The sequence below is a fragment of the Saccharomonospora iraqiensis subsp. paurometabolica YIM 90007 genome (assembly GCF_000231035.2).
GTDB lineage: Bacteria > Actinomycetota > Actinomycetes > Mycobacteriales > Pseudonocardiaceae > Saccharomonospora > Saccharomonospora paurometabolica.
In genome coordinates this window covers 40,702-49,575 of record NZ_KI912255.1, presented here as the reverse complement: position 1 = coordinate 49,575, position 8,874 = coordinate 40,702, and the positions used below count along the sequence as shown (strand labels likewise).

General features: G+C 72.8%; 6 protein-coding genes. 4 read left to right on the top strand and 2 right to left on the bottom strand.

Going from position 1 to position 8,874, the window contains the following annotated elements; all coding sequences use genetic code 11:
- Together SACPADRAFT_RS0218740 and SACPADRAFT_RS0218735 are read left to right on the top strand one after the other, a co-directional pair.
- On the top strand, window positions 1-1,419 hold a 1,419-nt coding region (locus tag SACPADRAFT_RS0218740), incomplete at its 5' end, for an ATP-dependent DNA helicase RecG (protein WP_028662578.1).
- Between the two features lie 192 nt (window positions 1,420-1,611).
- Window positions 1,612-4,995: a pyruvate carboxylase gene (locus SACPADRAFT_RS0218735; RefSeq protein ID WP_007025365.1), complete on the top strand. Its 3,384-nt coding sequence runs from the start codon at window positions 1,612-1,614 to the stop codon at window positions 4,993-4,995.
- Window positions 4,996-5,054: 59 nt separating this feature from the next.
- Here SACPADRAFT_RS0218735 and SACPADRAFT_RS0218730 read toward each other — a convergent pair whose 3' ends face one another.
- On the bottom strand, window positions 5,055-5,822 hold the full coding sequence (locus tag SACPADRAFT_RS0218730; protein WP_007025364.1) for a TetR/AcrR family transcriptional regulator: 768 nt from the start codon (window positions 5,820-5,822) through the stop codon (window positions 5,055-5,057).
- Window positions 5,823-5,924: 102 nt separating this feature from the next.
- On the opposite strand from SACPADRAFT_RS0218730, the gene SACPADRAFT_RS0218725 reads away from it, so the two are divergent.
- Together SACPADRAFT_RS0218725 and SACPADRAFT_RS0218720 are read left to right on the top strand one after the other, a co-directional pair.
- Window positions 5,925-6,926 (top strand): ABC transporter ATP-binding protein, encoded by a 1,002-nt coding sequence (locus SACPADRAFT_RS0218725; RefSeq protein WP_007025363.1) that lies wholly within the window; start codon window positions 5,925-5,927, stop codon window positions 6,924-6,926.
- Window positions 6,927-6,990: 64 nt separating this feature from the next.
- Window positions 6,991-7,722, top strand: coding sequence for an ABC transporter permease (locus SACPADRAFT_RS0218720; protein WP_007025362.1), 732 nt, complete (start codon window positions 6,991-6,993; stop codon window positions 7,720-7,722).
- Between the two features lie 144 nt (window positions 7,723-7,866).
- On the opposite strand, the gene SACPADRAFT_RS0218715 is transcribed toward SACPADRAFT_RS0218720, so the two are convergent.
- A partial coding sequence (locus tag SACPADRAFT_RS0218715) for a Gfo/Idh/MocA family protein (protein WP_007025361.1) occupies window positions 7,867-8,874 on the bottom strand: 1,008 nt, incomplete at its 5' end.

Here is an 8,874-nt window from a genome sequence, read left to right as displayed (position 1 = left end):
GCCTGCCCACCGGGGTCCGGCGGCCTCGCCGACGCGTTCGACGCGCGGCTCCCGTTCGCGCTCACCCCGGGGCAGCGGGAGGTGGGCGAGGGCATCGCCGCGGATCTGGCGGCCGAACACCCGATGAACCGCCTGCTGCAGGGCGAGGTCGGCAGCGGCAAGACGATCGTGGCGCTGCGCGCGATGCTCCAGGTGGTCGACGCGGGCAGACAGGCGGTGCTGCTGGCCCCGACGGAGGTGCTGGCGGCCCAGCACGCGCGGTCGCTGCGGGACCTGCTGGGCGGGCTCGCCCGGGCCGGGGAACTGGACGCCGCGGAGCAGGCCACCCGGGTCACCCTGCTGACCGGCTCGATGCCGGCGAAGCCGCGGAAACAGGCACTGCTGGAGGCGGCGAGCGGCGAGGCGGGCATCGTCGTCGGCACGCACGCACTGCTGCAGGAACACGTGGCCTTCGCCGACCTGGGGTTCGTGGTGATCGACGAGCAGCACCGGTTCGGCGTGGAGCAGCGGGACGCGCTGCGCACCCGGGGCGGGAACGGCACCGCCCCGCACGTGCTGGTGATGACCGCGACGCCGATCCCGCGCACGGTGGCGATGACCGTCTACGGCGACCTGGAGACCTCCTCGCTGCGGGAACTGCCCGGGGGCCGCCGCCCGATCTCCACCAGCGTGGTGCCCGCCGCCGAGAAACCCCGGTGGCTGGAGCGGGCCTGGGACCGGGTCCGGGAGGAGGCGGAGGCGGGCAACCAGGTCTACGTGGTGTGCCCGCGCATCGGGGACGAACCGCCGTCCGACAAGACCGAACGTCCCCCGGTCGCGGTGCTCGACCTGGCCCCACAGTTGGCCGAGGGGCCGCTGGCGGGGCTGCGGATCGGCGTGCTGCACGGGCGGCTGCCCGCCGAGGAGAAGGACGCCGTCATGCGCTCGTTCGCCGCCGGGGAGCTGGACGTGCTCGTGGCGACCACCGTGATCGAGGTGGGGGTGGACGTCCCCGCCGCCACGGTGATGGTGATCATGGACGCCGACCGTTTCGGGGTGAGCCAGCTGCACCAGCTGCGCGGCCGCGTGGGCCGGGGCACCAGGCCGGGGCTGTGCCTGCTGGTGACCGAGGCGGTGGAGGGCACCTCCACCCGGACGCGGCTGGAGGCGGTGGAGTCGACCACCGACGGCTTCGAGCTCTCCCGCATCGACCTGGAGCTGCGCCGGGAGGGCGACATCCTCGGTGCCGCGCAGTCGGGCACCCGGTCGGGACTGCGACTGCTGTCGCTGCTGCGGGACGAGGACGTGATCGCGCGGGCACGGGGGGTCGCCGAGCGGCTCGTGGCCGACGATCCCGACCTGACCGGGCACCCCGGACTGGCCGCGATGGTCGACGGGACTCTGGACGCCGACCGGCTCGACTACCTGGAGAAGTCGTGACCCGGCGGGCAGCGGGCCGCGCCGGATCCGCTCCGGAGGTCGCTCCGGGAGCCGGGGCGGGGGCCGGTGTACGGCCGGTGCTCGGGCGGGGTCACCGCATGAGGTCCGTCACGCCGGTTGTGTACTCCCGCTGAGCGGGAACTCCGATGTACCGTGCCTGATCGACCGATCCGAGAGCAGGAAGGACCGGGCATGTTCCGCAAGGTACTCGTCGCCAATCGCGGTGAGATCGCCATCCGCGCGTTCCGCGCCGCCTACGAACTGGGCGCGGGCACGGTCGCGGTGTTCCCGCACGAGGACCGCAACTCGCTGCACCGGCTGAAGGCCGACGAGGCGTACGAGATCGGCGAACCGGGACACCCGGTCCGCGCCTACCTCTCCGTCGACGAGGTCGTGGACGCGGCGGTGCGCTCCGGCGCGGACGCCGTCTACCCCGGGTACGGGTTCCTCTCCGAGAATCCGGACCTGGCGCGCGCCTGTGCCGAGGCCGGCATCACCTTCGTCGGCCCGGACGCCGACATCCTCGAACTGACCGGGAACAAGGCGCGGGCGGTGGCCGCCGCCCGCGCGGCCGGGGTACCGGTGCTCGGCTCGTCCGCCCCGTCAGCCGACGTGGAGACGCTGGTCGAGGCGGCCGGGGAGCTCGGCTTCCCGGTGTTCGTCAAGGCCGTCGCGGGCGGTGGTGGGCGCGGGATGCGCCTGGTCACCGACCCCGCGGGGCTGGCCGAGGCCATCGAGGCGGCCTCCCGGGAGGCCGAGTCCGCCTTCGGGGACCCGACGGTGTTCCTGGAGAAGGCCGTGGTCGAACCCCGGCACATCGAGGTGCAGATCCTCGCCGACGGCACCGGCTCCGACGAGGGGGTCATCCACCTCTACGAGCGGGACTGCTCGGTGCAGCGGCGGCACCAGAAGGTCGTCGAACTGGCGCCCGCCCCGAACCTCGATCCGCAGCTGCGGGAACGCATCTGCGCCGACGCCGTCCGTTTCGCCCGCCAGATCGGCTACCGCAACGCGGGCACGGTCGAGTTCCTCGTCGACCGGGACGGCAACCACGTCTTCATCGAGATGAACCCCCGCATCCAGGTGGAACACACGGTGACCGAGGAGGTCACCGACGTGGACCTGGTGCAGTCCCAGCTGCGGATCGCCTCCGGCGAGACCCTGCCCGGGCTGGACCTGTCCCAGGACCGGGTCTACCTGCGCGGGGCGGCGTTGCAGTGCCGGATCACCACGGAGGACCCGGCCAACGGGTTCCGGCCGGACACCGGCATGATCAGCGCCTACCGGTCGCCCGGCGGCTCCGGTATCCGGCTGGACGGCGGCACCGCGTTCGCGGGTACCGAGATCAGTGCGCACTTCGACTCGATGCTGGTGAAACTGACCTGCCGGGGGCGCACGTTCGCCACGGCGGTCGACCGCGCCCGGCGGGCCGTGGCCGAGTTCCGCATCCGCGGGGTGGCGACGAACATCCCGTTCCTGCAGGCCGTGCTGGACGACCCGGACTTCCAGCAGGGCCGGGTGACGACGTCGTTCATCGAACAGCGGCCGCACCTGCTCACCGCGCGCCACTCCGCCGACCGGGGCACCCGGTTGCTGACCTACCTCGCCGACGTGACGGTGAACAGGCCGAACGGCGAGCGGCCGCGGCTGATCGACCCGGTGCGCAAGCTGCCGAACGCGCCGGGCGGGACCCCGCCGGCCGGGTCGAAGCAGAAACTGACCGAGCTCGGCCCGGAGGGCTTCGCCGAGTGGCTGCGGTCGTCGCCGCACATCGGGGTCACCGACACCACCTTCCGCGACGCGCACCAGTCGCTGCTGGCCACCCGGCTGCGGACGAAGGACCTGCTGGCCGTGGCGCCCGCGGTGGCGCACACGATGCCGCAGCTGCTGTCGGTGGAGTGCTGGGGCGGGGCCACCTACGACGTGGCGCTGCGCTTCCTCGCCGAGGACCCGTGGGAACGGCTCGCGGCGCTGCGCGCGGCGATGCCGAACGTGTGCCTGCAGATGCTGCTGCGCGGGCGCAACACCGTCGGCTACACGCCGTACCCCACGGAGGTGACCGAGGCGTTCGTCGAGGAGGCCACCGCCACCGGGATCGACATCTTCCGCATCTTCGACGCGCTCAACGACGTGGAGCAGATGCGTCCGGCGATCGAGGCGGTCCGGTCCACCGGCTCGGCGGTGGCGGAGGTGGCGCTGTGCTACACCTCCGACCTGTCCGACCCGGCCGAGAACCTCTACACCCTCGACTACTACCTCAAGCTCGCCGAGCAGATCGTGGGCGCGGGCGCGCACGTGCTGGCGATCAAGGACATGGCCGGGCTGCTGCGCGCACCCGCCGCACGCACCCTCGTGACGGCCCTGCGCCGGGAGTTCGACCTGCCGGTGCACATCCACACGCACGACACGGCGGGCGGGCAGTTGGCGACCTACCTCGCGGCGATCGACGCGGGCGCCGACGCCGTCGACGGTGCGGTGGCGTCGATGGCGGGCACCACCTCGCAGCCCTCGCTGTCGGCGATCGTGGCCGCCACCGACCACTCGGACCGTCCCACCGGCCTCGACCTCGGTGCGGTGGGGGAGATGGAGCCGTACTGGGAGATCGTGCGCCGGATCTACGCGCCGTTCGAGGCGGGCCTGGCCGCACCGACGGGGCGCGTGTACCACCACGAGATCCCCGGTGGTCAGCTGTCCAATCTGCGCACGCAGGCCAGGGCGCTCGGGCTGGCCGACCGGTTCGAGGAGGTCGAGGCGATGTACGCCGCCGCCGACCGCATCCTCGGGCGGCTGGTCAAGGTGACCCCGTCATCGAAGGTCGTCGGCGACCTGGCGCTGCACCTGGTGGGCGCGAACGTGGCGCCGGAGGAGTTCGAGGCGGACCCCGGCCGGTTCGACATTCCCGAGTCGGTGATCGGCTTCCTGCGCGGGGAGCTGGGCGACCCGCCGGGCGGCTGGCCCGAGCCGTTCCGCAGCAGGGCGCTCGCGGGGCGGGGCGAGGCCCGTCCGACCGAGCAGCTGTCCGAGGAGGATCGGCGCGGGCTGGCCGGGGACCGGCGGCGGACGCTGAACCGGCTGCTGTTCCCCGGACCGACGAAGGAGTTCGAGAACCACCGCGAGGCCTACGGCGACACGAGTGTGCTGCCGAGCAAGGACTTCTTCTACGGGCTGCGGCCGGGGGAGGAGTACGCGGTGGACCTCGAACCGGGTGTGCGCCTGCTCATCGAGCTGGAGGCGATCGGCGAGGCCGACGAGCGTGGCGTGCGCACGGTGATGTCCACCCTGAACGGGCAGCTGCGGCCGATCCAGGTGCGCGACCGGTCCGTGGCCTCGGACCTGCCCGCGAAGGAGAAGGCGGACACCGACGACCCGGGGCACGTGGCCGCGCCGTTCGCCGGGGTGGTCACCGCGGCGGTCGCGGAGGGCGACACCGTCGACGCGGGCGACACGGTGGCCACCATCGAGGCGATGAAGATGGAGGCCGCGATCACCGCCCCCACCGCGGGCACGGTGCACCGCCTGGCCATCAACTCGGTCCAGCAGGTCGAGGGCGGCGACCTCCTCGTCGTCCTGCAGTGAGTGGCGCGTGTCCCACCCGGCCTCGGGTGGGACACGCGCGCACTGGTCGCACGGCCGGATCAGCCGGGATCCCGCCGTGCGACCAGTGCCCCGATCCCGTCGAGGATCCGGTCCAGACCGAAGTCGAAGTCCTCGTCGGGATCGTCGGGTTCCGGCCCCACGTCGAGCACTCCGCTGTCGAGCACGGCGTGCACGGCGGGGAAACGCTCGCGGTCGGTGAGGGCGGCGAGTTGGGCGCCGTACCCGTGTGCCGCGCCTTCCGGGACGTCTCCCGCGCCGTGCGCCGCGGCGATCTGGGTTTCCAGCTGGATCTGACTGCGCACGAAACCGGTCACCAGCTGCAGCGCGCCCAGGCGCTCGCCCGCGTCGAGGTTGGTGCCCTCCAGACAGCGCAGCGCACGCTCCATCCAGCACACGACGTTCGGTGCGGTCGGCGGACCACTGACGGGTACCTGGAGGATCCACGGCCGGGCGCGTAGGACGTCGCGCTCGGCCCTGGCCCAGTGACCGAGGCCGCCGCGCCATCCCTGTCCGGGCGGCGGGACGTCCGGGGGTGGACCGTAGGCCGCGTCGACCATGAGCGTGTGGAGTTCGTCCTTGGTCGCCACGTAGCGGTACAGCGACATCGTCGCCGCTCCGAGTTCCGTGGCGACCCTGCCCATCGAGACGGCACGCAACCCCTGGGCGTCGGCGACCGCACGTGCCGCCGCGACGATGCGCTCCAGGCTCAGGCCCCGTTTCGGGCCCCGTCTGGGGGGTGTCCGTATCCCCCACGCGAGTTCGATGCTCGCGGGGAGCCCCGTCCCGGTGCGCTCGTCGCTTTCCATCGCCTCCGCCTTCGCTCGGTTGACACCCCATCCTACTTCTGCGTATAAAGTACGCAGAAATTACTGCGTACTGGTTACGCAGTCCGTGGGAGGGAGTGGGTGATGGCGGATGCGGCGGCCATCGAGGTGGCCGGACTGGCGAAGACCTTCGGATCGGTGCGGGTCCTCGACTCGGTGACGTTCACGGTGCCCCGGGGTGGTGTGTTCGCACTGCTCGGGCCGAACGGTTCGGGAAAGACGACGACGGTGCGGATCCTCGCCACGTTGTCCCGCGCCGATGCGGGCCGGGTGCGGATCGACGGGCTGGACGTCGTCGGCGACCGGCGCCGGGTACGGCACCGCATCAGCCTCACCGGGCAGTACGCCGCACTCGACGAACTCCAGACCGGGGAGGGAAACCTGCGCATGGTGGCGCGGCTGTGTGGTCTGCCGGGCAGGACAGGGCGCGTGCGGGCACGGGAGCTGCTCGACCGGTTCGGCCTGACCGGAGCGGGAGGCCGGCTCGTCCGTACCTACTCCGGGGGAATGCGCCGGCGTCTCGACCTCGCGATGAGTCTGGTCGGACGTCCCTCGGTGGTCTTTCTCGACGAGCCGACGACCGGACTCGACCTCCCCAGCCGACAACGACTGTGGGAGGCCGTCACCGACCTCGCCCGGGCGGGCACCACGATCGTCCTCACCACGCAGTATCTGGAGGAGGCGGACCGGCTCGCCGACCGGATCGCCGTGCTCGACGACGGCCGGATCCGGGCCGAGGGCACGGCCGCCGAGTTGAAGGAGCGCGTCGCCGACCACCGGCTGGACCTCGTCGCCGCCGACACCGGCGCGTTCACCGACCTCGCTCGGGACCTCGCCGACCGCGCGACGACGGCCGATCCGGCCACGCTGCGGGTCCAGGCGCGCACCGACGGCAGCGCCGCCCACGTCCGGGCGCTGCTCGACGAACTCGACCCGGGCCGCGACAAGGTGCACCGGTTCGCCGTCCGGACGGCGACGCTCGACGACGTGTTCCTCGCGCTGACCGGCCGCTCGTCCACACCGGACGATCGGACCGCACCGCATACCGGGAATTCCCACGAGGACCGGGAGGTCGACCGTGTCTGAACGCGCTCGGGTCGTGTCCGCACCGGCGGCGCGCCCGCGGTCACCACTGGCGGACACTGCGACGATGGTCCGACGGTCTCTGCAGCTGAGTCTGCGCAACCCGGAGGCGATGATCACCGCGGTGCTGTTGCCCGCCATGATCATGCTCCTCTTCGTGTACCTGTTCGGCGGGGCGATCCGCACGCCGACGACGTACGTGAACTACGTCGTCCCGGGGGTACTGCTGCTGTGCACCAGTATGGTGTCGGCGCAGACCGCCGTCGGTGTGACACAGGACATGGCCGGGGGCGTGATGGACCGGTTCCGGTCCCTGGACGTCGGCGGGCCGGCCGTCCTCTCCGGACACGTCGCCGCGAGCGTCGCCCGGAACACCTGTGCGGTGGCGGTCATGCTCGCGGTGGCCGCGTTGATCGGGTTCCGGCCCGCCGCGGGTGCACTCGACTGGCTCGTCGCGGGCGGTGTGCTGCTGCTGTACGTACTCGCGCTGTCCTGGGTGTCGGCGGCGTTCGGGCTCGTCGTGCGCAGCCCCGAGGGGGCGAACGGGTTCGGGTTCTTCGTGATGTTCCTGCCGTATCCGAGCAGCGGGTTCGTCCCGGTCGAGACGATGCCCGGGTGGCTGCACGGCTTCGCCGAGCACCAGCCGGCCACCCCGGTCATCGAGGCGCTGCGCGGCTCCCTGCTCGATACCACGGCCACGGCGCACGGCGCGACCGCGTCCGCCGTGGTGTGGTGCCTCGGCCTCACCGCCGTGGGAGTGACGGCCTCCGCCGCCCTCTTCCGTCGTCGCACCGGGTGACGCCCGGGGTGTGCCGTGAAGGACTCCTTGCCTGCACTCAACGCAGTGAAGGAGTCCCTCACCGCACTCAACGCAGTGAAGGAGTCCCTCACCGCACTCAACGCCGTGAAGGGGTCCTTCACGGCACACCCCACGCCGTGCGGGTCAGAGCGCGACCGGGTGGCCGGTGCGGGCGGATTCGGCGAGGGCGAGGGTGGTGCGGAGGGTGCGCAGGCCCTCGCGGCCGTCGACGAGCGGGGTGGTCTCGCCGCGCACGACGGCGACGAAGTGGTCCAGCTGGGCGGCGAGGGGGTCGCGTGCGGCCACGTCCAGGACCGACGTGTGGAACGGGGCCCACCACGACGGCTCGCCGGTGTACACCCGCAGCCGCAGGGTGGGGACCCCCAGCGATCCCCGCGTGCCGGCGACGACGTAGCAGTCCTCGTCCGGGTGGTGCGGGTAGTCGGGATTCTCGCCGGACGTGTGCTCCCAGCTGCGCGCCGCGGCCGCGGTGTCCGAGAGCAGGACGCTGCCGAGTGCGCCGGAGGCGAACCGCATCGTGACCGCCGCGGTGTCCTCGACCGCGAACCCCCGTGCGGCGTTCGAGGTGCGTGCCTGCACCTCGACGATCTCGCCGCACAACGCGCGCAGGTTGTCGACGTCGTGGATCAGGTTGATCAGGATCGGGCCGCCGCCGGGTTCGCGGCGCCACGCGGCGTGCGCGAAGTAGTCGTCCGGCTTGCGGAACAGGGCACTGCCCTGCACCGCGACGACGTCGCCCAGCGTGCCCCGGCGGAGGGTCTCCCGGGCGGCCGCCATCAGCGGGCTGTGCCTGCGGTGGTGGCCCACGAGCAGGGGCACCCCGGCGTCCTCGGCCGCCGACACGGCGCGTTCGGCCTCGGCGACGGTGTCCGCGACCGGCTTCTCCACCAGCACCGGCACCCCCGCCCGCACGCAGGCGAGCGTGTGCTCGGTGTGCCGGGCGTTCGGGGAGGCGACGATCACCCCGTCGGGCGCCGTGTCGGCCAGCATCGCGGGCACGTCGGCGTACCCCGGCGCCCCGTGGCCGTCCCGCGCGGCCGGGTCCGGGTCGACGACGGACTCCAACGTGCAGCCCGGCTGCTCCCGCACCAGAGCGATGTGCCTGCGCCCGATGAGCCCCGCGCCGACGAC